Source organism: Variovorax sp. RTB1 (assembly GCF_035018765.1).
Lineage (GTDB): Bacteria > Pseudomonadota > Gammaproteobacteria > Burkholderiales > Burkholderiaceae_C > Variovorax.
In genome coordinates this window covers 15,688-40,182 of sequence record NZ_JASJXG010000009.1, presented here as the reverse complement: position 1 = coordinate 40,182, position 24,495 = coordinate 15,688, and the positions used below count along the sequence as shown (strand labels likewise).

The window sequence follows — 24,495 nt, the reverse complement described above, 5'->3', positions numbered from 1 at the left end:
GCAAGCAATGATGAAGTCAGAGCAATCGGAAGTGCGTCGCCTTGTGGTGCTGGGCACCGGGGGCACGATCGCCGGCCGTGCGGCATCCGCTGGGGACAACCTCGGCTACACCGCGGGCGAGGTGGGCGTCGCAGATCTGCTCGCTGGGATTGGAGCGCCATCTGGCGTGACGCTAGTTGCCGAACAGGTCGCGCAGCTCGACAGCAAGGACATGAGCTTCGATGTGTGGCACCAGCTGGCGCAACGATGCATGCATTGGTCGAACGTGCCCGACGTGATCGGCATCGTCATCACGCACGGCACCGACACGCTCGAAGAGACAGCGTTTTTTTTGCACTCTGTGTTGCCTGCGGAGAAGCCCGTGGCGCTGACTTGTGCCATGCGCCCGGCCTCCGCACTCGCGCCCGATGGTCCGCAAAATGTGCGCGATGCGATTGCCGTAGCAGCGACCGCGGGCGCCCGAGGCGTGACCGTGGTGTGTGCAGGCACCATTCACAGCGCCATCGATGTCCAGAAGGTACACACCTACCGGCTCGATGCCTTCGCGTCCGGGGACGCCGGGCCTCTTGGCTATGTGGAAGAAGGGGCGGTGCGCCGCGTCCGTGACTGGCCGGGCGCCCCTGACGCCAAGGTCGGTACTGCCGGCCTCGACGCAGCACTCAAACTCAAAGTGATCAGTGCGGACGTCAAATGGCCGCGTGTGGAGATCATCATGAGCCACGCGGGTGCGACCGGTGCAGTCATCGATGCGCTGATGGCGCATGGCGCGGAGGATGCGGCCGGTCCGGTCCGCGGCCTCATCCTCGCTGCGACGGGCAACGGCACGCTGCACCACGCGATCGAAGCGGCCGCGGCTCGAGCGCACGCGGCCGGCATCGAAATTCGACGTGCAACACGCTGCGTCAACGGCCGCATCCTGCCGCGCGGTGACGACACGTGGCCCGACGCCGGCGGCTTGTCCCCGGTCAAAGCACGCATCGCGTTGATGCTTGAGTTGATGTTGGCTTCGCCACCTGTTTCGGCTTGAGGTGGCCTGGGGCTCAACCCATCAAAGGCGCAAAAAAAGCCGCCGTAGCGACTTCTTCGTTCGCCTCGAAGGCCACCTCAGCTGCTCAAAGCCGTCAGCGCGCGTTGCGTGATTTCGTCAACCGAGCCCACTCCACTGATGGCGCGGTATTTTGGCGCTGCCGTCGGATCAGACTTGGCCCAAGTCGCGTAATAGTCCACCAGCGGTCGCGTTTGCTCGCTGTAGACGTCGAGCCGCTTGCGGACGGTTTCTTCCTTGTCGTCTTCGCGCTGGATGAGTTCGTCGCCCGTGACGTCGTCGTGCCCAACGCGCTTCGGCGGGTTGAACTTGACGTGGTAGGTACGGCCTGAGGCCGGGTGCGATCGGCGGCCGCTCATGCGATCGATGATGTCCGAGAAAGGCACGTCGATTTCAAGGACGTAGTCGAGCTTGACGCCCGCTGCACGCATCGAATCTGCTTGCGGAATGGTGCGCGGGAAGCCGTCGAACAAAAAGCCGTTGGCGCAGTCGGGCAATGCCAGCCGCTCTTTTACCAGATTGATGATGAGGTCGTCGCTCACCAACGCACCCGAAGCCATGACCGCCTTGGCCTGCAAACCGAGCGGCGTGCCGGCCTTGACGGCAGCCCGCAGCATGTCGCCGGTCGAGATTTGCGGAATGGCGTACTTCTGGCAGAGGAAGGCGGCTTGCGTGCCTTTGCCTGCCCCGGGGGCGCCCAACAAAATCAGTCTCATGGTGTCCTCGGAAGGTTCTTGGAATTTGTGTCGCGCCAAGCCTGCCGAGGCGTCGATCTACGGGGCAATGCCGGGCGGGGTCGGGTCGAGGATAGCATGCGACTTCGTGCTGAAATGCCGGCAAATCCCGCTTGCAGTTGCGGTCGCGATCAGGCTTTTTCAAAGATCGCGCGTACGCGCTGCAAGTCTTCAAGCGTATCGACGCCGGGACCCGGCGCCTGTTGCGAGACATGAACTGCGATCCGGTGTCCGTGCCACAGAACGCGCAGTTGTTCGAGTGCCTCGATGGCCTCGATCGGCGCTGGAGGCAGGCTTGGAAAGCGTTTCACGAAACTGGCCCGGTAGCCATAGATGCCGATGTGCCGCAAAGGCGGTGGCGTCGGCATTGCGGGGGTGGTGACTTGGCCATTTTGGCCGCCCTGGCCGGCGCCGTCTCTCCACCAAGGAATCGGCGCGCGGCTGAAGTACATCGCAAACCCTTTGGCGTCGAGCACCGCTTTCACGACATTGGGATTCACGAAATCTGCAGGGTCATCAATCGCGTGCACCGCAGTGCTCATCGGCGCATCAGGGTTGGCGGCGAGCGTCTCTGCCACCGCATCGATCAACGATGGATCGATCAGCGGCTCGTCGCCTTGCACGTTGACCACGATCGCGTCGTCTGCGAGCCCGAGTTGAATGCAAGCCTCGGCCAGCCGGTCGCTTCCGCTGGGGTGGTCGGCGCTGGTCAGCAGCGCGAGGATGCCGTGGGCTTCGCAGGCGGCCACGATGCTCGGATGATCGGCTGCGACCACCACGCGATCGGCGCGCGACGATCGCGCTCGCTGCGCCACCCGCACGACCATCGGCAAACCGGCGATGTCCGCCAGAGGTTTGTCTGGCAGGCGGCTGGAGGCAAGGCGTGCCGGGATCAAGACTATGAAAGCGGCGTTGGCCGTTGGCGCGGGCACCGGCTCAGCAAAGTGCTCAATCACCGGCGCAATAACGGGCGCAATAACGGGCTCAAGAGACGACTGACCGGCCGGCTGAGTCAAAGCCCAAGCTCTTCATCCGACAAGGTTCTGGCTTCGTCTTCGAGCAGCACGGGAATCCCGTCGCGCACCGGGTAGGCCAGACGCGCGCTGCGCGACGAAAGCTCCTGCTTGTCGGCATTCCATGTCAGCGGGCCCTTGGTCACGGGGCAAACGAGCAGTTCAAGCAGCTTGGTATCCATCGACCGATGATAGCTTTGCATCGAGCGCTGCGAAGAAGCCCGGTTCAGGCGTGAAGACCAGCGGCACGGCATACGCTTCCGGCGTCGAGCGCCAAAGTTTCAATGCGTCTTTTTCCGTGCAAAGGAGCCGGGTTGCACGCGGCTGCGCCCAGACCCAGCCCTTGAAGTCGTGATGGTCGGGCAGCGCGATCCGCTTTGCGATCCGCACGCCACGGGCTGCCAGCATGTCGAAGAACGCCTCGGGGCGGGCGATGGCCGCTACGGCATCGACCTCCGGACCGGCGAGGTCGGCGAGCGGCGTGCGCATTTCGTTGCTCTGCACTACGTCGCCGCCCAATTCGCGGGTGGCCTTGAAGCCGGCAAACGCAGGACGCGTTCCCGTATGCAGCACCAGGTCGCATCGCCGCGGCCACGTTTCCCGCAGTGGGCCTGCGGGCAGCAGCCAGCCGTTGCCCACACCGCGATCGTCGAACACGCAGATTTCGATGTCGCGTGCGAGCGCCAAATGCTGCAGGCCATCGTCGCTGACGATCACCTGTATGTCGGGATGGCGCGCCAGCAACGTCTGTGCCGCTACGACGCGTCGTCTTGCCACGACCACTGGCGCGCCGGTCGAACGCCGTATTAACGCGGGTTCGTCGCCCACTTCGGCAGGATCGGAGTCGTTCGAGACTTCGCGGCAATCGGTCGTGTTCCGACCGTAGCCGCGCGACACCACCCCGACGCACAAGCCCTGGCTTTGCAGATGTCTGACGATTGCCATGACAACAGGCGTTTTGCCCGAGCCGCCCGCGATCACGTTGCCGACGACGATCACCGGAACGCCAACGCGCGTGGTCTTTAAAACCCCGAAGCGAAAGAGCAGGCACCGAAAGCCGGTGAGCACACCGTAAACCGCGGCCAGCGGCAGCAGCAGCCGCGCCAGTGCGCCGCGTCGCAGCCACTCGCGCTGCAGCTGCAGGCCAGTCTGCAAGGCTAGCGCCCCGCCTGCGCGGCCGATTGGGTTGCGAAGGTGATCTGCATAAGGCCAACGCGCCGTGCTGCTTCCATGACAGTGATGACCGCCTGGTGCGGCGACATCGCGTCCGCGCTGATGATGATGACGTTGTCCTTGGCTCCGTTACTCGCAGCAGCCAGAGCAGCCGCTACGCTTTCCACGCTGCGGTCGGGCAGGACATTCTTGTTGATCGAATAGCGACCATCCGCCGACACCGCAACGATCACTTCTTTCGGATAGTCGCGTTGCGCATCCGCATCCGCCACCGGCAACTTGAGTTGCATTTCGGTGAACTTGCTGTACGTCGTCGACAGCATCAGAAAAATCAGCACCACCAGCAACACGTCGATGAACGGAATCAGATTGATCTCCGGCTCATCGCGCGCGCCGTGTCGAAAGTGCATGCGTCCGGGCTTCATCGGTTACTTGCGCAGCGCGTTGAGGTGCCGCGCAAAGCGCTCGCCGGCAAGTTCGAGATTCAGCAAATACTCGTCGACCCGGGTGCGAAAGTAGCGCCAGAAAATCAGTGTCGGAATGGCTACGATGAGGCCGAAGGCAGTGTTGTACAGAGCGATCGAGATGCCGTGGGCCAGCTGTGCCGGGTTGCCTGCTCCCACCGCCCCGCCGGCCGACGATTGCGAGCCGAAGATTTCGATCATGCCGATGACCGTACCGAGCAGCCCGAGCAGCGGCGCTGCCGAAGCGATGGTTGCCAGTGCCGGCAACCAGCGTTCGAGCTTGTGAGCAACCGTGCGACCGGACGCCTCCATCGCTGCCCGAAGATCGTCTTCAGTACAACGCGGATTCGCGTTCAGCGCACGAAAGCCGGCAGCCAGCACCTGGCCAAGAAACGAATTATTTTCCAGCTTTGTCACCACGTCGGGCCCCGGGATCGAGGTCTGCGACACGGTAATGGCTTCGTCGAGCAGCTTTGGTGGCAGCACACGGGCGGTTTTCAGGCTGGTGAATCGTTCAATGACAAGCGCGAGCGCCAGTATTGAACAGGCGAGCAGCGGCCAGATTGGCCAGCCCGCAGCAACTATGATCGAAAACAAAGAACCCTCCGGCCCGTGGATTGCAAATGCGCGGCGATTATCCACCGAGCCCGCTTCACAAAGTGCAATGTGCTGCTGTAGGCGCCGACGCACAGATTCTGTGGATAACTTTGTGACTAACACCATGAGCAACCGATGCGAAACCACGCCCGCCGTGGCTTTCGCTGGATCGATTGAATTTTGAGCAGCTGTTTCCCCAATCGAATCAACGAGTTGCACCGCAACTCGGGCGGCTTGCTGGCCTGTCAGGCCTGTTTGCTGATCGCAATGTGGAATGTGGACGAGTCGATAAGCGGCAAGGCGAATAGTGATGAGTGACAACGGACTTTTTTCGGCACCAGGTGGTCGGGTATGGGCCGTTGGCGCGCTGTGCCACGCCGTGGGCGACGCGCTCGAAGCGCGCTTCAACCCAGTGACCGTGCGCGGTGAAATTTCCGGTTTCACCAGGGCGTCGAGCGGTCACTGCTATTTCTCCTTGAAGGACGAATCTGGGCAACTGCGCAGCGCCATGTTCCGCCGCGCTGCGAGCCTGCTCGACTTCGTGCCGCGCGACGGTGATCAGGTCGAAGTGCGCGGCCGGCTTACCGTTTACGAACCGCGCGGCGACCTGCAGCTGGTGGTCGAAAGTCTGCGGCGTGCGGGGCAGGGTGCGCTCTTTGACCAATTTTTGCAGCGCAAAGCCAAGCTCGAACATGAAGGCCTTTTCGATCCGGCGCGCAAACGACCGCTGCCATCGATGCCCCGCGCCATCGGGTTGGTTACGTCGACGGGCGCTGCGGCCTTGCACGATGTCGTGACCGCACTGCGCCGTCGGGTACCGCACATACCGGTCGTGCTGTCGCCAGCCGCAGTGCAGGGAGCGAATGCGCCCGCCGAACTGGTTCGCGCGTTGCAGGCGCTCTACGCAATGCGGCCGCCGGTCGATGTCATCCTGCTGGTGCGAGGTGGCGGTTCGATCGAAGATCTGTGGGCCTTCAACGATGAAACGCTGGCGCGCACCATCGTGCAAAGCCCGGTGCCGATCATCTGTGGCGTCGGCCATGAAACCGACTTCACCATTGCGGACTTTTGCGCCGACCTTCGTGCGCCGACTCCTACTGCCGCCGCAGAACTCGTCGCCGCATCGCAGGAGCTGTGGCTCGGTGCGCTGGTGTTGATCGAGGAGCGGCTCGTCGGTGCGCTGGGCAGTCGCATCGATGTCTTGAGCCAGCGTCTCGATTTGGCGGCCGGTCGTCTCGCACGTCCTTCGACCCTTGTCGCTCGGCAGAGGTTGCGGCTGACTTACCAGGCGCAGCGCTTGCACTATGCGGTGCTGTCTAAAACCCAGCGGGCGGGGGAGGTTCAGACCCGGCTGCGCGCAGATTTCCCGCAACAACTCAAGCGCAGTCAGGCGCAGCGGCGTGAGCGGCTGGAGCGCGTGGCCTCACGGTTGCGCCTGCTGGACCCGGCGCTGGTGCTGCAGCGCGGCTATGCATGGCTCACCGACACGGAAGGCCACGCCGTCACGAGCGTCTCGCAGCTCCACGTGGAGGACGCGGTTGAAGTACGACTTGCCGACGGTGCCGTCGACCTTGGCGTGACGGGCGTGCGGCCAACGGGCACGCGTCCGACACCACCGTCGTGATTCCTTTCTAGAATGCTTTATCCCACAACCAACCCGCGAGAAAAAAACATGGAACACGTTCTGCCACCCCTGCCATACCCAATGGACGCATTGGCTCCGGAGTACTCAAAAGAAACGTTCGAGTATCACTACGGCAAGCATCACAACGCCTACGTCGTGAACCTGAACAACCTGCAAAAGGGCACCGAGTTCGAGAGCATGACGCTGGAAGAGATCATCAAGAAGTCGAGCGGCGGCGTCTACAACAACTCGGCCCAGGTCTGGAACCACACGTTTTTCTGGAGCTGCATGAAGCCACAGGGCGGCGGCACCCCCACCGGCGCTTTGGCAAAGGCCATCGATGCCAAGTGGGGCGGCTACGACGCATTCAAGGAAGCCTTCGTGAAGTCAGCTGTCGGCAACTTCGGCTCTGGCTGGACGTGGCTTGTGAAAAAGCCTGATGGCTCGGTCGACATCGTCAATACCGGCGCTGCCGGCACACCTCTGACCACTGCCGACACGGCTCTTCTGACGGTCGATGTTTGGGAACATGCCTATTACATCGACTACCGTAACCTGCGCCCAAAATACGTCGAGACGTTTCTGGCAAAGCTGGCGAACTGGGACTTCGCAGCAAAGAACTTCGGTTAAGCCAGTACTCTGCGGAGACAGTAAAAGCCGACTCGCGAGTCGGCTTTTTTGCGGGCATCGAGTTGGTGTCACCGCCGATCAACGCTGCATTTCGAACGGTGCTCCAGCGAGCTTGTTTCCTTTCTTCAGGTTCTTTTTGGCGAACCAGCCTTGGTTCATCTCAAGAACGTATCGGACCGGTTCTTCTGAGCAATGCGAGTCTTCGGTCTGCGGCTTCATGTCCGCCAGATTGACGATGCGCCCGTCATCGGCAACGAATGCCGCGGTCAGCGGCAAGATCGTGTTCTTCATCCAGAAGCACTGCGTCGCTGGTTGCTCGAAGATGAACAGCATCCCCTCCGCCTGGGGCATTTCCTTCCGGAACATCAGGCCGACCTCGCGCTGTTGAGGCGTCATCGCCAACTGTGTGTCTATCTGGTACATGCCGGCCGTGAGTTTGACGCGCCGGAGGTCGAGTTGCGGCTCTTGTGCCTGGGCAGGCAGAGCCAAGAACAGCGCCATGAAGGCAGACAGCGCGAGCAAGGCGACGAAACGCTGGAACATGAACAGGGACTTTCAAAACGCGAAGGCGCAATTCTCGGCGCAAACAAAAATGCCCGCAGGCGCGGGCATCGTCGGCAAGCGGTGAGGCTTACATCGCGTGGCGGCGAACGGCCTTGCGGTGGTGGTAATGACGAGCCATCACCTTGTGCTTCTTCATGTGATGCACCGGCGCGTGCGCCACTGTGTGGACATGCGCCATCGGAACGGTGACGTGAGCGGGAGCCTGGGCAAATGCGCCAGCAGAAAAGAGACCGGCGACGAGCACGGCAAGCAGCTTGTTCATGAGAAATCCTGTGAATCGTTGATTTAAGAACCCTCCCCCTGTGGAAGGATCCACTTTCAACGAATGCCATGCGTGGCGGTTGACACGTTTGCTCACAGCCCACGCGAAAAAAAAGCGCCCTGAGGGCGCTTCTTTCAATCTGGCGGAGAGCCGAATTAGTTGGGCGTGCCGCCCTGCGTGCTGCGGCGCTTCAGGCTGCCGTCCTTGTTGCGACGACGTGCATCGCGCGTTTCGGCGCGGGCTTCACCGGCAGCGGCTGCCTTGCCGGTGCCGATGGCGCCGCCTTCGGCCGTCTTGGGTTCGTCGCCGCCTGGCGCCTTGACCATGCCAGCAGGACGCGCAGCGACCTTGGCTTCTGCTTTGGCAGCAGACTTGCCTTGGGCCGTGGGGTCGAGTTCGCCTGGCTTCGTGGCTTGGGCGTAGGCACCGGCTGCGAACAGGCCGGCGATCATGACTGCGAGAACTTTGCTCATTACGGATTCCTCAGTGGATTGATTTTAAAACGCCTCCCGGCCAGCAGAAGGTCAGTCAACAACGATGCCGTTGGGCATGCGGTTGACAGCGACCCGCGCCTCCTCCGGTTGCATCTAAAATTCTAAGGCTATTCAGTCGGCCGAAAACGCACTGTCGCTACGTCGCCACTTCTTGCCAAAAGGTCACCGTGTAGTGCGCCTTCATCCAACTCGCACCTTCGCGACACCGTCTCGGCGTGTGGGTCCGGGCTTTTTTGTGGTGACCCCGAAGCGTTCACGATACCGAAGCCTTGATTTGTCGGCAAGCTGCCACCAATTCCTCTCACCCCGGCACGCCGCTTGCACGCTCTATAGAATCATTTTTCATGGCAACCAGAATTCCCTCGACCCCCAAGACACCGCCGGCCCAGAAGCCGCGGCGGGACGATGGCGACTCGGTCGTCCTCGAGCGTCGACCGCAGAAAACAGCACCTCCTCAGATGTACCAGGTGGTCATGCTGAACGACGACTACACCCCGATGGAGTTCGTCATCGTCGTGATTCAGGAGTTCTTCAGCAAGGACCGCGAAACGGCAACCCAGATCATGCTGAAGATTCATTTGGACGGCCGCGGCGTTTGCGGGGTTTATTCCCGCGACATGGCTGCCACCAAAGTAAATCAGGTAATGGAGGCGGCCCATCAGGCCGGCCATCCGTTGCAATGCGTGAGTGAGCCTATCGAATGAACGCAATGAACCTGTTGATTTCGGTACGCTCCAACCCATCTGAGTTTTTATTTACAGCAAGGCAAAAGGAAATCACATGATTGCCCAGGAACTGGAAGTCAGCTTGCACATGGCCTTTGTCGAGGCCCGGCAGCAGCGCCACGAGTTCATCACCGTAGAGCACTTGTTGCTCGCTTTGCTGGACAACCCGAGCGCCTCAGAAGTTTTGCGAGCCTGCTCGGCAAACGTCGACGATCTGCGCGCGTCGCTCACCAACTTCATCAAGGACAACACCCCGCAGGTGGCTGGTACCGACGATGTCGACACACAGCCCACACTGGGTTTCCAGCGCGTGATTCAGCGCGCGATCATGCATGTGCAATCCACCGGCAACGGCAAGAAGGAAGTCACCGGCGCCAACGTGCTGGTAGCGATCTTCGGCGAGAAGGATTCGCACGCCGTGTACTACTTGCACCAGCAAGGTGTCACGCGCCTCGACGTGGTGAATTTCATCGCTCATGGCATTAAAAAGAGCGATCCGCCGGAAGCCGCCAAGGGCGCGGGCGAATCGTCTGCGAGCGAGAGCGAAGAGGGCGGGAGTGAAAAGAACGAGAAGGCTTCGCCACTCGAACAGTTCACTCAAAATCTGAATCAGATGGCCAAGGAAGGCAAGATCGATCCGCTGATCGGCCGCGAGTACGAGGTCGAGCGCGTGATCCAGATCCTGTGCCGCCGGCGCAAGAACAATCCGCTGCTGGTCGGTGAAGCCGGCGTTGGCAAGACCGCTATTGCCGAAGGCCTTGCATGGCGCATTACCCAAAACGAAGTGCCAGAGATCCTGGCTGAAGCTCAGGTTTATTCGCTCGACATGGGCGCATTGCTGGCGGGCACCAAGTACCGCGGTGACTTCGAGCAGCGCCTGAAGGGCGTGCTCAAGTCGCTCAAGGACAAGCCAAACGCAATTCTCTTCATCGACGAAATCCACACCCTCATCGGTGCAGGCGCCGCTTCGGGCGGCACGCTGGATGCCTCCAACCTGCTGAAGCCTGCGCTTTCGAGCGGCCAGCTGAAGTGCATTGGTGCGACCACCTTCACCGAATACCGCGGCATCTTCGAGAAGGACGCGGCCCTGTCACGGCGCTTCCAGAAGGTCGACGTGGTCGAGCCGACCGTGCAGGAAACGGTCGACATCCTGAAGGGCTTGAAATCTCGCTTCGAAGAGCATCACGGCGTCAAGTACGCGGTGGCGGCTCTGCAAGCTGCGGCTGAATTGAGCGCCAAGTACATCAACGACCGTCATTTACCTGACAAGGCGATCGACGTCATCGATGAAGCGGGCGCGGCCCAGCGCATCTTGCCGCCGAGCAAGCGCAAGAAGACCATCACCAAGACCGAAGTCGAAGACATCGTCGCTAAGATTGCGCGCATTCCGCCTGCCAATGTCAGTAATGACGATCGCGGCAAGCTGCAGACCATCGAGCGCGACCTGAAGAGCGTCGTGTTCGGTCAGGACAAGGCACTCGAAGTGCTGGCATCCGCAGTCAAGATGGCGCGCTCCGGCCTCGGCCGTGCAGACAAGCCGATCGGCTCGTTCCTGTTCAGCGGTCCCACCGGCGTCGGCAAGACCGAAGCCGCCAAGCAGCTTGCCTACATCATGGGCATCGAGCTGATTCGCTTCGACATGTCGGAGTACATGGAACGTCATGCGGTGAGCCGCCTGATCGGTGCGCCTCCGGGCTATGTCGGATTCGACCAAGGTGGCCTGCTGACCGAAGCTGTTACCAAGAAGCCGCACTCTGTGCTGCTGCTCGACGAAATCGAGAAAGCCCATCCGGACATCTACAACGTGCTGCTGCAGGTCATGGACCATGGCACGCTGACCGACAACAACGGGCGCAAGGCCGACTTCCGTAACGTGATCATCGTGATGACCACCAATGCGGGCGCAGAGACCATGAACAAGGCGACCATCGGCTTCACCAACCCGCGTCAAGCGGGAGATGAGATGGCCGACATCAAGCGACTGTTCACGCCGGAGTTCCGCAATCGTCTGGATGCGACCGTCAGCTTCAAGGCCCTGGATGAAATCGTCATCCTGCGCGTAGTGGACAAGTTCTTGCTGCAACTCGAGCAGCAACTGACCGAGAAGAAGGTCGACGTCACTTTCAGCGATGCGTTGCGCAAGCACCTCGCGAAGAAGGGCTTCGATCCGTTGATGGGCGCTCGCCCCATGCAGCGCTTGATCCAGGACACGATCCGTCGCGCGCTGGCCGACGAATTGCTCTTCGGACGCCTGATCGACGGCGGCCGTCTGTCGGTCGACGTCGATGACAAGGGCGAAGTGCTGCTCGACATTCAGCCGTTGTCGAAGAAGGAAGGCAAGTCCAAGCCCGAAGCGGAAGAGACTGCAGCGGGTTGACTCTGACACGTTGACTTGACGTTGTACGCGGCCCTCGTGGTCGCGTCGCCTCCAAAGGCCGGTAGCATTCGCTCCCGGCCTTTGTCGTTTCTGCCTTGATCCCTTCGTCGCTTCCGTTCCCGTTTCTGTTCTTTCGGCTCTATTTTTTGGCCGCTCGTTCTTGGCCCGCATCTTTTGATCCTCCCCGAACTCAGCCAGGAATGGAAAACCGGCCTCTCTTTCGCATGGAGCGGCTACATCGCGGTGTTATCGATCTGGATCGTGATGCAAAAGCGTGCGCCGGTGTCGACGATGAGCTGGATACTGTCGCTCGCACTGCTGCCGTTCGCGGGCTTCGTCATCTATTACTTTCTCGGGCCGCAGCGGCTCAAGAAGCAACGCCTCAAGCGTTTGCGAAGCCGTGCCAGCGCCAACGCGACGGCCGACCTCGCCTTGCTTCGCGAGGCACGCCAGCACGCACCGCCTGCGTTAAGGCAAATGGCCGGACTGGGCACGGCGACATGCGGCCTGCCGGTGTCGAGCGCCACCGAGGTCGAGTTGCTGTCTGGCGGTGCGTGCACCTTCGATGCCATCTTCGAAGCCATCCGCGACGCGCGCGATCACGTGCACCTCGAGTACTACATCTTCGAGCCCGACACCATCGGCACCGCCCTGCGCGATCTGCTCGTGCAGAAGGCGCAGCAAGGTGTCGTGGTGCGGCTGTTGCTGGACGCTTTGGGCTCTAAGCGGATCGGCCGCAAGTTCATGGCACCGATGCACGCGGCGGGCGTCAAGGTCGCGCTCTTTCATGACACGCGCATCGGCCGACGTTTGCGTCCGGTAACCAACTACCGCACCCACCGCAAAATCGTCGTCTGCGACGGCTTTACCGGTTTCACCGGCGGCGTGAATATCACCGACGAGGAAGACAAGCGCACCCGTGCAGACGCATACCACGACGTGCATTTGCGCATAGAGGGCAGTGCGGTGCGCTGGCTGCAAACCACGTTTCTCGAAGACTGGACGTACGCGACCGGCGAAGATCCGCGTGACATGGACGACACCCTGCCGCACTTGCTACCGCGCGCCGAGGCAGGCGATATTCCGGTGCAAATCGTGACCAGTGGGCCCGACAGCCCACTCGAGGCGATCCATCGCATGCATGTGTCTGCGATCAACTTGGCGAACGAGCGCGCATGGCTTACGACGCCGTACTTCGTGCCGGGCGAGCCGGCGCTCATGGCGTTGACGAGCGCTGCACTGCGCGGTGTCGACGTGCGCCTGCTGGTGCCTCGGCGCAGCGATAGTTTGGTGGTCAGCGCGGCGGCGCGCTCGTACTTCGACGAGTTGATCGCCGCCGGCGTCAAGGTGTGGGAGTACAAGGCGCGCATGCTGCACTCGAAGACCCTTCTAGTCGACGACAACTGCGCGATGATCGGCACCGCCAACTTCGACAATCGCAGCTTTCGCCTCAACTTCGAAGTGATGGCCGTGGTCTATGGCCCGGCGCTCGCCAAGCCGCTGGCTGCGCAGTTCGAAACCGATCTGCACAGTTCTGCTGCGGTGCGTGCCCGCCGCCATCAGACTTTTCAGGGCCGCCTCTGGGAAGCTGTCGCTCGTCTTTTTTCACCGTTGCTCTGACATGTCCCACACCTTTCTTTGGCACGACTACGAAACTTTCGGTGCTACACCACGGCGCGACCGGCCATCGCAGTTTGCAGCGATTCGCACCGACGCGGAGCTGAATGAAATCGGCGAGCCGCTCATGATCTATTGCAAGCCGGCGCCCGACTATTTGCCGAGTCCCGAGGCCTGCCTGATCACCGGCATCACGCCGCAGTTGTGCCTCGAGCGCGGCATTCCCGAGCACGAATTTGCGGCGCAGATCGAACGTGCCTTTGCGCAACCCGGTACCGTTGGCGTCGGCTACAACACCATTCGCTTCGACGACGAAGTCACCCGTTTCATGTTCTGGCGGAACCTGATCGATCCGTACGCCCGCGAGTGGCAAAACGACTGCGGCCGATGGGATTTGCTCGACGTGGTGCGCCTCACCTGGGCGTTGCGCCCGGACGGCATCGAGTGGCCGAAGAAGGAAGACGGCAAGCCCAGCTTCAAGCTGGGCGACCTGGCACGCGCCAATGGGTTGCTGCACGAGGCTGCGCACGATGCGCTGTCCGACGTGCGCGCGACCATCGCTCTGGCGCGCCTGATTCACGACAAGCAGCCCAAGCTCTTCGAGTTCGCCTTCAGCCTGCACAAGAAGGACCGCGTCGCGCGTGAGCTCGGCCTGCCGTCCACGCGTGACACGGCAAAGCCCTTCCTGCACGTGTCCGGCATGTTCCCAACCGAGCGCGGCTGCCTGGCCGTCATGTGGCCGCTCGCGAGCCATCCGGCGAACAAGAACGAACTGATCGCCTGGGATCTTGCATACGATCCTGCCGAGTTGCGCGATCTGGATGTCGAAACGTTGCGATTGCGCCTGTTCACCCGCACTGCAGACCTGCCGGAAGGTGTAGTGAGACTGCCGGTCAAGGGCATTCATCTCAACAAGTCGCCGATGGTCGTGGGCAATCTGCGCACGCTCGCGCCGGCGATGGCCGAACGCTGGGGCATCGACCTCGAAGCGGCTTCGCGCAACGCCGAGATCGCACGCGGCTTGCCCGACATGAGCGCGATCTGGCCACAGGTCTATGCGCGGCCCAAAGAGGCGACTCCTGACGTCGATGAAGACCTGTATGGCGGCTTTGTTGGCGATGCGGACCGTCGTCGTTTGCTTCGCGTGCGCGGCCTGTCTCCGGCCGACCTTGCGCGCGAGCGCGTCGGCTTCGACGACCCGCGGCTCGAAGAGATCGTGTTCCGCTACCGCGCGCGCAACTGGCCCGAGACGCTGACAGTCGAAGAAAGCGAGCGCTGGGAAGCGCATCGCGCGGCGCGGTTGCTCGAAGGCGAGGGCGGCGCTCGCAGCGTCGACATGCTCTTTACCGAGATCGATGCCTTGTCGGAAAGTGCAGACGAGCGTGGCGAAGAACTGCTCGGTGCGTTGTACGAGTACGCCGAGGCGATCGTGCCAGAGCGTTAGTCAACAAGGAGCGTAGTGGTGTCCATCCGTCGCCCGCTAAACGCAGCATTTGGACGCCTTCACTACCAGACTGCACGTTTGTGTCGAAGATTCACATGCGGCTAGACCTTTGGACACCGCTTCAGGAGTAGCGCAGTTGGCTGTGTGACATTCTGCGCGACGCGTGCCTTAGTGTTACTTGAAACCTATCAGAACCTTTTTTTCGCGTCTCTGATTTTGGCCCGGCGTTCGACGATGGCGGTATGCCAACCCTAGTCCACATCGTTCTCCTGCTCGTCGCGATGACTTTCACGCTGTGCGTGATGGTCGCCTGACGCCCACGCCTCTCTTTGACTCCGGAGGTGCTCCATGAAACGCAGCCTGATTCAGCTCGACCACGGTCTTTCCAAGCTGACCATACTTCCGTCCGATAACGTGGTGATCGGCCGCGACTCTGTGTGTGACGTCGTCGTGTACGACGAGCGCGTCAGTCGTCAGCATGTGCGCATCGCCATGTCGCGGTACACGTCCGGCATCCTCGATCTGTCGAGCCGCAACGGCTTGTACGTGAACGGCCTTAAGGTCAAGGCCGGTCAGCTGCGGCATCTCGATGTCATTCGGATCGGCAACACGCGTTTCAGGTTCTTCGAGACTGCGCCGGTCGGACCAGACTCCGCGCTGGCGTTGATGCACAGCACCTGAAGATCACTTGCCGGAGCAATCTACCGATGGCCTTGGCGTGTCTCTTTCAGCTGTCCGAATCGGGCTCGGCCGCATGGCTGGGCGCCAGCCGGTAACCCTGCCCATAAATGGTCTGGAGCTGCAACCCGTTGGTTTCCAGCAAAAGTTTGCGGCGCACCTTGAAGATCTGATTGTCCAGAATCCGAGTGCTGCTGGAGCGCGCGTCCTGGTTGGTCGCCTCCAGCAAATAGAAGCGCGAGACGACCCGTCCCAAGTTGCGAAACAGGGCGATCGCCAAACTGAATTCACGTTCGCTCAACGTAAAAAGCTGCGGAGGCAAACCGGCACGGATTACCGTAGCGCTCTCGTGGAAAAACTTCCACTCACCGATCGTTTCCACCCAGCCTTTTGCGGTTTCCTGCGGCGTGCGAAAACGTTTGACGCGCGCGACCAACTCGATCGGCCTGAAAGGTTTGATCACGTAGTCATTGGCGCCTGCGCTGAGTGCCTCGGCCACATCCCGCTCGGCACCGCGGGCGCTGAGCATGATGACCGGCACGGTCAATCGGCGGTAGTCGCGCAGCCATCGCAAGAGCTCCAGCCCATCCAGCCCCGGCACGTTCCAGTCCAGGATCAGAAGGTCGAACGAATCGGTTCGCAGTGCCGTCCGCAGCATCTCACCGTCTGTGAACTGCTCGCAGCTCGTGTTTTCGTAACCGGCCACAGTCAGCGTCTCCAGGGTGGCGACCAGTAATTGCATTTGCGGTAGTTCATCTTCAAGCAAGGCGATACGCATCATTTCTCCCGAGTTTCTCTCTAGATTCTTGTCGAATTGAAACATCCAAATCTACCAAAATCTCCCAATGCAGATTGAGCTCGGTCAAACCTGTTCATGATCTGTGACCTTTTAAACAAAATGTAAAAAATAACTGTTCAATACTTTCGAATCCTCGCGTTTGCAATGCGAAAAAGGCAAACCAAAGGAATCATCCGGTGCATGAACATCGCTATCGTTGGACCCCGCCCTTCAGCAATCATTCAAGAAATGTTGTCGAAAGTATCAAGCGAAGCCGAGATTTTTTCTTCGCTCGCAGACCTGTCGAAAGCAATGAAGTGGGGCGCCGTTGTCGACCTCGTCGTACTAGGCCTCGGCGAGCAGGCCACGTCGATTGAGGAAGTCGAAATAGCGCACGACAGCCTCGGCGCCAGCATTCCACTGCTTGCAGTGGTCATGCCCAACGCAATAAGCGATATACAACGAAGCGACCACAAAGAGTTCTTCGATTTTCTGGTGCGACCTTTTTCCGATGAGGAATTGGTAGCTCGAATTCAATTGCTTTACAGCAGATTGGCTTATAGTCGCAAAGGCGACGAGATAGAAGATGCACTGGAAGTCGGGCCCTACCGATTCGATGCTTCCGTGTTTACCATTCATATGGGTCGCCACGAAGTTCATCTGCAACCAAAGCGATTTCGGCTAGCGCGTCTGTTGTTCAGTCGAATTGGTCGTACGGTATCGCGTCGAGAAATTTACGAGGCGATATGGCCACGAATGACCAATTCACGCGTGGTCGATACAGCCATTGCTCAATTGCGTAGCGCACTGGAACTCAAAGGCGAGCATGGTTTCATTCTCCGATCGGTACACGGGACAGGCTATTGCCTGATCGATAAAACACAACTCTGGAAATCACCTGCGAGCGACAGAATATACGCGCAGCCGTTGATTACCACGTCCTATGCAGAGGCTGCACAATGATTGAAAAAGGCGCTGGCCCGGTGGCGGCAGTATGGAGTGAAAACGCATTGGAACGCGCCCGGCTGCGACGCTTGCTCGCAGCAAATTGCTGTGCATCGCTGGCCTATGACTCTGCGGCGGGCCTCTTGAAATTGCTTGCGAGCGGCAAGGCGTTGTCGATGATTGTCATCGGGGAAACCCTGGCCGGCGCGTCTGAAAGCGCCGAGCGCATCCGGCTGCTTGTCAACCCGCGCACAGCGTTGATGGTGGTCAACAAGGCGAGTTATTTGCCCTCAGGCGGGTTCGCGCAAGACCCGGCGTTGCGCGTGCTGGACGAAAAAGCAATCCAGGCCAAGGTCAAGCAAGTGCTGGCCAAGGTCAGGGCAGGCGGCAGCATTTCTCCCTCACCGCTGTCGTTCGGCAACTACGAGTTTCGGCCGCCCGGTCAGGTCTTTGTCGAGAACGAATTGAAGTCGCTGAGCGACAGCGCCTTCAGCGTCGCGCTCACGTTCTTTCGCAACCAGAACACCCCGTTGTCCGAGGCGCGTCTCGACATGTCTTCCTGGGATGAAATCCCTGCGCTGATGGGTGGCCCGCCCGAGACCATGACGGATCACCTGCGCAAGCATCTCGAACTCGATGGCCGGCACGGCTTCAACCTGCAGAGTCTTTTGCGATCGGGCTATGTGCTGACCTCCGGGCAAGGTCGAGCGCCGCAAAGAACAGCTGCCCACTGAGGGCTGACGGACGTTCGCGGGGCGGTCGCTGAACAGCCCCGCCGCTGCGAGCACTTGCGCGTCCTCGTATGCTCCGCCGAATGGATGACATCGCCGCCGCAGCCCCGGTATCTGCACTTGCCGCACTTGCTGATTTCGCTACGCGTCACCGTCGACTTTTCGTGTTGAGCGGCGCCGGTTGCAGTACCGAATCGGGCATTCCCGACTACCGCGACGAGAAGGGCGACTGGAAGCGGCCCTCGCCCGTCACCTATCAGGCCTTCATGGGCGAAGAGGCGACGCGCAAACGCTACTGGGCGCGCAGCCTGATCGGCTGGCCGACCATGGCGCTGGCCACGCCAGGACCAGCCCATCGTGCACTGGCGCAACTCGAAGCATCCGGTCGCGTCGAACTCCTTCTCACGCAAAACGTCGATGGGCTGCACGACGCGGCGTGCAGCCGCAATACCATTGACCTGCACGGCCGTATCGACACCGTTCGCTGCATGGCCTGCGAGACGTGCTCGCCACGCTCCGAACTCCAGATCGAACTGCGCCGTCGCAACCCTGCATGGGCAAGGCTCGAAGCGCGCGCCGCACCCGATGGCGACGCCGACATCGAAGGCCACGGCTTCTCCACATTCGACGTGCCGCCGTGCTCCGCCTGCGGAGGCCTGCTCAAACCCGACGTGGTGTTCTTCGGTGAGGGCGTCCCGCGCGATCGTGTTGCCGCGGCTTTCGCAGCCCTGAGCCAAGCCGACGCCATGCTTGTTATCGGCTCGTCGCTGATGGTGTATTCGGGCTTCAGGTTCGTGCAGGCGGCGGTGGCTGCCGGCAAGCCTGTAGCAGCGGTCAATCTCGGTCGTACCCGCGCGGACGATCTTTTTGAGTTGAAGGTCGAGTTACCGGTCGGGGAGACCCTTTCGGCACTGGTTCAGGCACTCAGGCACCGCGTGACGGCATGAAAGATGTCGCCTCCGCGCGACCTTCCACATGCAGACGTGCAGTCGACGCTGGCGTGTCTGCCAGCAGCTTGCCTTTCTTGAACACTTTGAGCCGCGTGGCGCGCAGCCTTATCGCCTCGACAGCATCTCGCGCCTGCAGCAACACGAAGCTGGCATCGCAACCGGCATCGAGCCCGTAGCCGTCGAGGTGCATCACCTTCGCAGCGTTGGTGGTCACCGCTTCGAAGCACGCGCGAATGCCGGCCTGGCTCGTCATCTGCGCCACGTGCAGGCCCATGTGCGCGACTTCGAGCATGTCACCCGAACCCATGCCATACCACGGGTCCATCACGCAGTCGTGGCCGAAGGCGACGTTGACGCCAGCCGCCATCAGCTCCGGCACGCGTGTCATGCCGCGGCGCTTGGGGTAGGTGTCGTGGCGGCCCTGCAGCGTGATGTTGATGAGCGGGTTGGCGATCACGCTGACGCCGCTCCCGGCGATCAACGGGAGCAGCTTGCTGACGTAGTAGTTGTCCATGCTGTGCATCGACGTGCAATGCGATCCGTTGACGCGGCCTTGCAGGCCAAGGCGTTGCGATTCGTACGCCAGCGTTTCGATATGGCGCGACAGCGGATCGTCCGATTCGTCGCAATGCATGTCGACCAGCTTGCCGCGCTCGGCTGCGATCTCGCACAGCAGCTTCACGCTCGCAGCGCCTTCGGCCATCGTTCGCTCGAAATGCGGAATGCCGCCGACCACGTCGACGCCCTTGTCGAGCGCACGCTTCAGGCTGTCGACGCCGCCGGCCGCACGCAGCACGCCGTCTTGCGGGAACGCCACGAGCTGCAGGTCGATGTACGGCGCGACCCGTCGCTTCACTTCGAGCAGCGCGTCGACTGCGAGCAGGCTCGGGTCGCTCGTGTCGACATGGGTACGAATCGCGAGCAAGCCCTTGGCGGTGGCCCAGTCGCAATAGGTGAGGGCACGTTCGATCAAGGCTTCGGCCTTGAGCAACGGCTTGAGCTCACCCCACAACGCGATACCTTCAAGCAGCGTGCCGCTTTCGTTGACGCGCGGCAAGCCGTAGCTGAGCGTGGCATCCATATGAAAGTGCGGATCGACGAAGTGCGGGGCGACGAGCATCCCCTGGGCGTCTATGGTTTCGTGCGCGGGCGCATCGAGCCCCTTAGTCAACTCAACGATGCGGCCGTGCTGCACGGCGATCGACATGTCGGTGCGACCGTCGGGTAGGGTGGCGTGGGTGACGAGAAGGTCGAGCATGGTCAGCGAAACCGCGGAGTCGTGGCGCGAGCCTTATTTCGTGCCAAAGATCCGGTCGCCAGCGTCGCCCAGGCCCGGCAGGATGTAGCCGTGGTCGTTGAGCTCGCGATCGATCGCTGCGGTGTAGATGGGCACGTCAGGGTGTGCGGTCTGCAGCGCCTTGACGCCTTCAGGGCAAGTCAGCAGGCAAACAAATTTGATCGACTTCGGGTTCAGTTCCTTCAGTCGATCGACGGCGGCGATCGCGGAGTTGCCGGTGGCCAGCATCGGATCGACCACGATGATGTCGCGGTCCTGCATTTCGCTCGGCATCTTGAAGTAGTACTCGACGGCGGTCAGTGTCTTGGGGTCGCGGTACAAGCCGATGTGACCGACACGTGCGCCTGGCACCACGGTGAGCATGCCTTCGAGGATGCCGTTTCCGGCTCGCAGGATCGACACCAGCACGAGCTTCTTGCCGTCGATGACCTTGGTCGTCATGGTTTCGAGCGGCGTCTCGATCTCGATGTCCTGCATCGGCATGTCGCGCGTCACCTCGTAGGCCATCAGCATGCTCAGCTCGTTGAGCAGGCGGCGAAAGCTGTTGGTCGAAGCGTCTTTGCGACGCATCAAAGAGAGCTTGTGCTGGACGAGGGGATGGTCGACGAGGTGAACGTTGCTCATGGAGGGGCGGAGGCTTTCCGTGTTCTTGCGTTGCAAAAGAGAGGGCTGAAGATCGCCCTTCTTTTAGCAGGTGTCAAGCAAGAGCCAAGCCAACGCCCGGTCGACCCTAGACCGCTGCCACTCGGTCGTTTGTTGGCAGGCTCAGGCTTGTCGTCGCGGCGCTTAAGCTGCGACGGCGCTTATGCCAGCGTGCCCAGGTTGGCCGCCGTGATCGGCATGCACCACGGTGAACAGACCCACGTCCACACGGCCGGTTCTAAATCCGGCTTCGCAGTAGCACAGGTAGTACTCCCAGAGGCGTTTGAACGAGGCGTCGAAGCCCAGCGCCTCGATCGACGGCCACGCCCGCAGGAACCGGTTGCGCCACTCCGCCAGCGTGGTGCCGTAGCTGGCACCGAAAGACACCGCGGTTTCAAGCCGCATGCCGACTTGCGCCGCCTGTGTCTTCATGGCACTGACCGACGGCAACATGCCGCCTGGAAAAATGAAGCGCTGGATGAAATCGGTACCGCGCCGGTAGTGATCGAAGTAGTCGTCGGCAATGGTGATGACCTGCAGCACCGCCGAACCCGCGGGCCGTAGTCGCTGACGCAGCGTCTCGAAGTAAACAGGCCAGTAACGCTCGCCGACCGCTTCTAGCATCTCGATGGAAACGATGCGGTCGTATTCGCCTTGCACATCGCGATAGTCCTGCAGCCGCAGGTCGACGGCCTGCGTCAAACCTTCGTCGGCGACTCGTTTGTTGGCGTGGGCCAGCTGCTCGGTGGAAAGGGTCAGGCCGGTCACGCTGGCGCGATGCTTGCGGGCCAGCGCCAAAGCCAGCGCACCCCAACCGCAGCCGATTTCGAGCACCTTGCCATCGTCGGGCACGTCGAGCAGCGACACGATGTGATCCAGCTTTGCAGCCTGCGCTTCTTCGAGCGATTCGTCGCCCGTGGCGTACAGGGCGCTGGAATAGAGCATGTCCGGATCCAGCCACTGGGCGTAAAAGTCGTTGCCCATGTCGTAGTGGAACGAGATGTTTTGGCGGCTGCCCCGCCGCGAGTTGGCGTGCATCAGGTGAAACAGCCGAGTGAGCCAGCGCGCCGGCAGCGAGGCTTCGAGCGCACGGCCCCAATTCGCCTCGTTGCAAATCCCGAATTCAAGCAGCGCGGTGAGGTCTGTCGTCGACCAGTCGCCATCGCGGTACGACTCGGCCAGGCCCAGGTCGCCCTGCAGCAGCAAACGCACCAGTGGGCGCCAGCGATGCAGTCGTATCGAAGCTTGCGGGCCCGGCGCCGTGCCCCGGCCTTCGATGCGCTCGCCACCGGGCAGCTCGACGCTGAGCGTCCCACAGCGCACGTCGCGCAACAGTCGCGTCAGCAGCCGGCGCATCGGCCAACCTCCGAGCGACGACAGGGTCGAGGCAACGCCGCTGCGCGGTTCTTCGGTCTGGAGGCTGTTTGGCGGAGAAGAAGGTGTGCTCATGATTCTTCGGCTTTGATAACGGTCACCGACCGGGTCGGTGCGGGCGGCCGAACGTGCAACCGCACGCCCTTGACCCAGAGGCGCAGTGCCTCCCAGTGGATGGCGCCCACGACCTTCAGCGTGAGCAGGGGATGCGAAAAGAATGCCAGCAACAAGGCGGCATCGTTCAGTACGCGGCGATGTGCGTCGAGCCGTGCGAACAACATCGGGCCGTCGGCATCGCTCGCGGTGATGTCCAGGCGCATTTCGGGCTGGTCGACGTGGGGCGCTTGCACGCGAAAGCCGTAGTCCATCTGCAAGCCGAGGAAGGGCGAGACGTGAAACTCCTTGGCGCAGTGCTGGTCGATCGGCGCACCCTGAGTACTCCGGGCGCGCTGGTCCTTGTCCACTTCGATCAGGTAACTGTGGCGTTCGCCGAACGTGTTGTTCACTTCGTAGAGGATCGCTTGCAGCTCGCCATCGGGCAGGTGGCAGAAGTACACGCTGAGCGGGTTGAAGGCGTACCCGAGGATGCGCGGCATGCTGAGAAGGCGGATGGGGCCACCCGCGAGCAGGCCCGCGGCGGTCAACTGCTCATCGACCCGCTGGCGCAGGTTATGGCCGTTGCCGTCCTTGCCCTTGCGCGCGCCATAGTCGGCTTCATGCAGGCTGAACAGGTTGAAACGATTCAGGGAAAAGAAGCGCAGCCGTTGCGCCAGCTCCGGCAGTTCGTCGAGGTCGATCAACAGCGAGAAAACACGGTAGGCAAGCCGGTGGCGCGCGGGGCGCATCCGTTGATGCATGACGCGTCCGGGGTAGAGCGCGGACTGCTGCAGTGTCGTGTTCATGCGGTTTGACCAGCCGTTGCGGCTTCGGCCATCGCGGGTCGAAGCACAGTCTTCAGCCGGATGCGATCGGACTCGTTGGCGACCGTCCAAGGCCGACGCACGCCGCCTATCGCCTCGGCCACCGCCAGGCCGGACTGCAGCCCGTCTTCGTGGAACCCCGAGCCAAAGTACGCACCACAAAACCAGGTGCGGTTATGACCCTGAAGCGACCACAACTGGTCTTGCGCGCGGATCGCGGCGGCATCGAACATCGGATGCTCGTATGTCTCGCTGCGAATCAGGTGTTCGGGGCGGGGCTCTTGCATGGGGTTGAGCGTCAGGAACAGCGGCGTGTGGTCTGGAATCCCCTGCAGCCGGTTCATCCAGTAGGTCACGCACAAGGCATCGGGCCGAGCGCGATCGGCCGCGTAATTCCAGCTCGACCACACTGCGCGGCGTTGCGGCATCAGGGCTGGGTCGCTGTGCAACACGGCGCGATTGCGGCTGTACCCGAAAGCACCGAGCACACGCGATTCCTCGGCGTGCGCATCAGGCAGCAGTCGCAGCGCTTGGTCGGCGTGCGTGGCGATCACGACCTGGTCGAAACGCTCGGGCGCCCAGCCGGCTTCGGTGCAGACATGCACGCCCTCGGCGCTACGCCGGATTTCGACGGCGGCGTTGTCCAGGCGCAAACGATCGCCCATTCCCTTGGTGAGCTGCTCGACGTAGCGGCGGCTGCCACCTTCTACGGTGCGCCACGCCGGCCGGTTGGTGAGCTTGAGCAGATGATGGTTTTCGCAGAACCGCACGAAAGCCTCGGTCGGGTATTCGCCGATGCGTGCGGCCGACGTCGACCATATTGCAGCCGCCATCGGATACAGATGGTCGTCGCGAAACGCCCTGCCGTAGCCCTGCATGTCGAGGTATTGGTCGAGCGGCATCAGGCCAGCGCTGGCGGCGTGCGCCGGTGCCTGACGATAGAAACGGACCAGGTCGCGCAGCATCGACCAGAAGCGCAGGCTGACCAGGTTGCGCTTTTGCGCGAACACGCCGCCCAGACCTGTTCCCGAGTACTCGAGCGCACCGTCGTCCAGGCTTACCGCAAAAGACATCTCCGACGGTTTGGTCTCGACGCCGAGGTGCGCGAACAGCGCCGTCAGGTTGGGGTAGGCCGGCTCGTTGTAGACGATGAATCCCGTGTCGACAGCGATAACCGCACCGGCGCCACCTTGCGTGGATTGCACATCGACCGTGTTGCTGTGCCCGCCGGGCCGGGTGTCGGCCTCGAAGACGGTCACGCGGTGCTTTTGCGACAGCAGCCATGCCGCAGACAGACCCGAGATGCCACTGCCGATGACAGCGATATCGAGTGCCGCACCTGCATTGGCGGGGGGCGGCGTGCGCATCGTAGGCGCAGCGGCGGTCGATATCGTTTGCATACTGGGGCTCCTGGAAT

At 61.7% G+C, this 24,495-nt stretch carries 26 protein-coding genes; 11 read left to right on the top strand and 15 right to left on the bottom strand.

What is annotated here, in order from left to right; genetic code table 11:
• Window positions 1–7 precede the first annotated feature (7 nt).
• Window positions 8–1,027, top strand: coding sequence for an asparaginase (locus QN397_RS08510; protein ID WP_323500665.1), 1,020 nt, complete (start codon window positions 8–10; stop codon window positions 1,025–1,027).
• 77 nt (window positions 1,028–1,104) lie between these two features.
• Here the strand turns inward: QN397_RS08510 and adk are convergent, their stop codons facing one another.
• From adk to QN397_RS08480, 6 genes are all read right to left on the bottom strand, one after another.
• Entirely contained in the window at window positions 1,105–1,761 is a 657-nt protein-coding gene (gene adk, locus QN397_RS08505; protein WP_323495082.1) for an adenylate kinase, read from the bottom strand.
• 149 nt (window positions 1,762–1,910) lie between these two features.
• Complete coding sequence (gene kdsB / locus QN397_RS08500) at window positions 1,911–2,711, bottom strand: 3-deoxy-manno-octulosonate cytidylyltransferase (RefSeq protein WP_323500664.1); 801 nt, start codon at window positions 2,709–2,711, stop codon at window positions 1,911–1,913.
• 80 nt (window positions 2,712–2,791) lie between these two features.
• Window positions 2,792–2,974, bottom strand: a complete 183-nt coding sequence (locus tag QN397_RS08495; RefSeq protein ID WP_187052178.1) for a Trm112 family protein — start codon at window positions 2,972–2,974, stop codon at window positions 2,792–2,794.
• Complete coding sequence (lpxK, locus tag QN397_RS08490; protein WP_323500663.1) at window positions 2,955–3,947, bottom strand: tetraacyldisaccharide 4'-kinase; 993 nt, start codon at window positions 3,945–3,947, stop codon at window positions 2,955–2,957. The genes QN397_RS08495 and lpxK overlap by 20 nt, the downstream gene beginning before the upstream one ends.
• A 2-nt stretch (window positions 3,948–3,949) precedes the next feature.
• The gene (locus QN397_RS08485; RefSeq protein ID WP_187052176.1) at window positions 3,950–4,375 is read right to left on the bottom strand and encodes an ExbD/TolR family protein; all 426 of its coding nucleotides are present in this window, start codon (window positions 4,373–4,375) and stop codon (window positions 3,950–3,952) included.
• 18 nt (window positions 4,376–4,393) lie between these two features.
• Window positions 4,394–5,026, bottom strand: a complete 633-nt coding sequence (locus QN397_RS08480; protein ID WP_323500713.1) for a MotA/TolQ/ExbB proton channel family protein — start codon at window positions 5,024–5,026, stop codon at window positions 4,394–4,396.
• 310 nt (window positions 5,027–5,336) lie between these two features.
• Here QN397_RS08480 and xseA point away from each other — a divergent pair, with 310 nt between their 5' ends.
• Both xseA and QN397_RS08470 read left to right on the top strand, forming a co-directional pair.
• On the top strand, window positions 5,337–6,650 hold the full coding sequence (xseA, locus tag QN397_RS08475; protein WP_323500662.1) for an exodeoxyribonuclease VII large subunit: 1,314 nt from the start codon (window positions 5,337–5,339) through the stop codon (window positions 6,648–6,650).
• Window positions 6,651–6,698: 48 nt separating this feature from the next.
• Window positions 6,699–7,280: a superoxide dismutase gene (locus tag QN397_RS08470; RefSeq protein WP_323500661.1), complete on the top strand. Its 582-nt coding sequence runs from the start codon at window positions 6,699–6,701 to the stop codon at window positions 7,278–7,280.
• A gap of 78 nt (window positions 7,281–7,358) precedes the next feature.
• Here the strand turns inward: QN397_RS08470 and QN397_RS08465 are convergent, their stop codons facing one another.
• From QN397_RS08465 to QN397_RS08455, 3 genes are all read right to left on the bottom strand, one after another.
• Window positions 7,359–7,823, bottom strand: a complete 465-nt coding sequence (locus QN397_RS08465) for a DUF192 domain-containing protein (protein WP_323500659.1) — start codon at window positions 7,821–7,823, stop codon at window positions 7,359–7,361.
• Window positions 7,824–7,911: 88 nt separating this feature from the next.
• Window positions 7,912–8,106, bottom strand: a complete 195-nt coding sequence (locus tag QN397_RS08460) for a hypothetical protein (protein ID WP_187055160.1) — start codon at window positions 8,104–8,106, stop codon at window positions 7,912–7,914.
• 155 nt (window positions 8,107–8,261) lie between these two features.
• Entirely contained in the window at window positions 8,262–8,579 is a 318-nt protein-coding gene (locus QN397_RS08455; protein ID WP_187052174.1) for a cell envelope biogenesis protein TolA, read from the bottom strand.
• Between the two features lie 365 nt (window positions 8,580–8,944).
• Here QN397_RS08455 and clpS point away from each other — a divergent pair, with 365 nt between their 5' ends.
• From clpS to QN397_RS08430, 5 genes are all read left to right on the top strand, one after another.
• Window positions 8,945–9,304, top strand: a complete 360-nt coding sequence (clpS, locus tag QN397_RS08450) for an ATP-dependent Clp protease adapter ClpS (RefSeq protein ID WP_187052173.1) — start codon at window positions 8,945–8,947, stop codon at window positions 9,302–9,304.
• A gap of 76 nt (window positions 9,305–9,380) precedes the next feature.
• The gene (gene clpA / locus QN397_RS08445) at window positions 9,381–11,702 is read left to right on the top strand and encodes an ATP-dependent Clp protease ATP-binding subunit ClpA (protein WP_323500658.1); all 2,322 of its coding nucleotides are present in this window, start codon (window positions 9,381–9,383) and stop codon (window positions 11,700–11,702) included.
• 174 nt (window positions 11,703–11,876) lie between these two features.
• The gene (cls, locus tag QN397_RS08440) at window positions 11,877–13,322 is read left to right on the top strand and encodes a cardiolipin synthase (protein ID WP_323500657.1); all 1,446 of its coding nucleotides are present in this window, start codon (window positions 11,877–11,879) and stop codon (window positions 13,320–13,322) included.
• A gap of 1 nt (window position 13,323) precedes the next feature.
• Window positions 13,324–14,763 (top strand): exodeoxyribonuclease I, encoded by a 1,440-nt coding sequence (gene sbcB / locus QN397_RS08435; RefSeq protein ID WP_323500656.1) that lies wholly within the window; start codon window positions 13,324–13,326, stop codon window positions 14,761–14,763.
• A gap of 348 nt (window positions 14,764–15,111) precedes the next feature.
• Window positions 15,112–15,444 carry an FHA domain-containing protein gene (locus QN397_RS08430; RefSeq protein WP_323495091.1) on the top strand — a complete coding sequence of 111 codons (333 nt, stop codon included), beginning with the start codon at window positions 15,112–15,114 and terminating at the stop codon, window positions 15,442–15,444.
• Window positions 15,445–15,490: 46 nt separating this feature from the next.
• Here QN397_RS08430 and QN397_RS08425 read toward each other — a convergent pair whose 3' ends face one another.
• A complete protein-coding gene (locus QN397_RS08425; RefSeq protein ID WP_323495092.1) occupies window positions 15,491–16,264 on the bottom strand; it encodes a response regulator transcription factor in 774 nt (257 codons plus the stop codon).
• Window positions 16,265–16,420: 156 nt separating this feature from the next.
• On the opposite strand from QN397_RS08425, the gene QN397_RS08420 reads away from it, so the two are divergent.
• The 3 genes from QN397_RS08420 to QN397_RS08410 all read left to right on the top strand — a co-directional run bounded on the left by QN397_RS08420 (window position 16,421) and on the right by QN397_RS08410 (window position 18,842).
• Window positions 16,421–17,182, top strand: coding sequence for a response regulator transcription factor (locus tag QN397_RS08420; RefSeq protein ID WP_323500655.1), 762 nt, complete (start codon window positions 16,421–16,423; stop codon window positions 17,180–17,182).
• Between the two features lie 125 nt (window positions 17,183–17,307).
• Window positions 17,308–17,898 (top strand): hypothetical protein, encoded by a 591-nt coding sequence (locus QN397_RS08415; RefSeq protein WP_323500654.1) that lies wholly within the window; start codon window positions 17,308–17,310, stop codon window positions 17,896–17,898.
• Between the two features lie 80 nt (window positions 17,899–17,978).
• A complete protein-coding gene (locus QN397_RS08410; RefSeq protein ID WP_323500653.1) occupies window positions 17,979–18,842 on the top strand; it encodes an NAD-dependent protein deacetylase in 864 nt (287 codons plus the stop codon).
• On the opposite strand, the gene QN397_RS08405 is transcribed toward QN397_RS08410, so the two are convergent.
• The 5 genes from QN397_RS08405 to QN397_RS08385 form a co-directional block, all read right to left on the bottom strand.
• Window positions 18,820–20,103, bottom strand: a complete 1,284-nt coding sequence (locus QN397_RS08405) for an amidohydrolase family protein (protein ID WP_323500652.1) — start codon at window positions 20,101–20,103, stop codon at window positions 18,820–18,822. The two genes, QN397_RS08410 and QN397_RS08405, sit on opposite strands and share 23 nt — an antisense overlap.
• Before the next feature lie 33 nt (window positions 20,104–20,136).
• Window positions 20,137–20,766 carry a uracil phosphoribosyltransferase gene (upp, locus tag QN397_RS08400; protein ID WP_323495098.1) on the bottom strand — a complete coding sequence of 210 codons (630 nt, stop codon included), beginning with the start codon at window positions 20,764–20,766 and terminating at the stop codon, window positions 20,137–20,139.
• A gap of 162 nt (window positions 20,767–20,928) precedes the next feature.
• Window positions 20,929–22,233: a cyclopropane-fatty-acyl-phospholipid synthase family protein gene (locus QN397_RS08395; RefSeq protein WP_323500651.1), complete on the bottom strand. Its 1,305-nt coding sequence runs from the start codon at window positions 22,231–22,233 to the stop codon at window positions 20,929–20,931.
• Entirely contained in the window at window positions 22,230–23,060 is an 831-nt protein-coding gene (locus tag QN397_RS08390; RefSeq protein WP_323500650.1) for a DUF1365 domain-containing protein, read from the bottom strand. Before QN397_RS08390 ends, QN397_RS08395 begins: the two co-directional genes overlap by 4 nt.
• Window positions 23,057–24,478 carry an NAD(P)/FAD-dependent oxidoreductase gene (locus QN397_RS08385; RefSeq protein ID WP_416352319.1) on the bottom strand — a complete coding sequence of 474 codons (1,422 nt, stop codon included), beginning with the start codon at window positions 24,476–24,478 and terminating at the stop codon, window positions 23,057–23,059. Before QN397_RS08385 ends, QN397_RS08390 begins: the two co-directional genes overlap by 4 nt.
• Window positions 24,479–24,495: the final 17 nt, after the last annotated feature.